Genomic DNA, 1833 nt, shown 5'->3' with positions numbered 1-1833 from the left:
GGCTCCACGCAGACTGGCGTCCACGCTTCAAAGCCTCCCACCTATCCTACACATCAAGGACCAGTGTTCAGTGTCAAGCTATAGTAAAGGTTCACGGGGTCTTTCCGTCTTGCCGCGGGTACACTGCATCTTCACAGCGAGTTCAATTTCACTGAGTCTCGGGTGGAGACAGCCTGGCCATCATTACGCCATTCGTGCAGGTCGGAACTTACCCGACAAGGAATTTCGCTACCTTAGGACCGTTATAGTTACGGCCGCCGTTTACCGGGGCTTCGATCAAGAGCTTCGCGTTGCCGCTAACCCCATCAATTAACCTTCCGGCACCGGGCAGGCGTCACACCGTATACGTCCACTTTCGTGTTTGCACAGTGCTGTGTTTTTAATAAACAGTTGCAGCCAGCTGGTATCTTCGACTGATTTCAGCTCCACCCGCAGGGGCTTCACCTACATATCAGCGTGCCTTCTCCCGAAGTTACGGCACCATTTTGCCTAGTTCCTTCACCCGAGTTCTCTCAAGCGCCTTGGTATTCTCTACCTGACCACCTGTGTCGGTTTGGGGTACGATTTCGTGTTACCTGATGCTTAGAGGCTTTTCCTGGAAGCAGGGCATTTGTTACTTCAGCACCGTAGTGCCTCGTCATCACACCTCAGCGTTAAAAGAGTTCCGGATTTACCTAAAACTCCCGCCTACATGCTTAAACCGGGACAACCGTCGCCCGGCTAACATAGCCTTCTCCGTCCCCCCTTCGCAGTAACACCAAGTACAGGAATATTAACCTGTTTCCCATCGACTACGCCTTTCGGCCTCGCCTTAGGGGTCGACTCACCCTGCCCCGATTAACGTTGGACAGGAACCCTTGGTCTTCCGGCGTGCGGGCTTTTCACCCGCATTATCGTTACTTATGTCAGCATTCGCACTTCTGATACCTCCAGCACCCCTCACAGGACACCTTCAACGGCTTACAGAACGCTCCCCTACCCAACAACGCATAAGCGTCGCTGCCGCAGCTTCGGTGCATGGTTTAGCCCCGTTACATCTTCCGCGCAGGCCGACTCGACCAGTGAGCTATTACGCTTTCTTTAAATGATGGCTGCTTCTAAGCCAACATCCTGGCTGTCTGTGCCTTCCCACATCGTTTCCCACTTAACCATGACTTTGGGACCTTAGCTGGCGGTCTGGGTTGTTTCCCTCTTCACGACGGACGTTAGCACCCGCCGTGTGTCTCCCGTGATAACATTCTTCGGTATTCGTAGTTTGCATCGGGTTGGTAAGCCGGGATGGCCCCCTAGCCGAAACAGTGCTCTACCCCCGAAGATGAGTTCACGAGGCGCTACCTAAATAGCTTTCGGGGAGAACCAGCTATCTCCCGGTTTGATTGGCCTTTCACCCCCAGCCACAAGTCATCCGCTAATTTTTCAACATTAGTCGGTTCGGTCCTCCAGTTAGTGTTACCCAACCTTCAACCTGCCCATGGCTAGATCACCGGGTTTCGGGTCTATACCCTGCAACTTAACGCCCAGTTAAGACTCGGTTTCCCTTCGGCTCCCCTATACGGTTAACCTTGCTACAGAATATAAGTCGCTGACCCATTATACAAAAGGTACGCAGTCACACCACGAAGGTGCTCCCACTGCTTGTACGTACACGGTTTCAGGTTCTTTTTCACTCCCCTCGCCGGGGTTCTTTTCGCCTTTCCCTCACGGTACTGGTTCACTATCGGTCAGTCAGGAGTATTTAGCCTTGGAGGATGGTCCCCCCATATTCAGACAGGATACCACGTGTCCCGCCCTACTCTTCGAGTTCACAACCTGTGTGCTTTCGTGTACGGGGCT

Annotated in this window: 1 rRNA gene; it reads right to left on the bottom strand. The window is 53.1% G+C overall.

Annotation, left to right across the window (positions count from 1 at the left end):
• A 23S ribosomal RNA gene (locus tag AB8846_RS23260) occupies positions 1-1833 on the bottom strand; the annotation flags it as partial.

It is taken from the genome of Enterobacter sp. KB-221C9 (assembly GCF_041320715.1).
GTDB lineage: Bacteria > Pseudomonadota > Gammaproteobacteria > Enterobacterales > Enterobacteriaceae > Enterobacter > Enterobacter asburiae_D.
The sequence above is the reverse complement of the archived record's forward strand: the minus strand, read 5'-3'. Positions and strand labels throughout refer to the sequence as shown.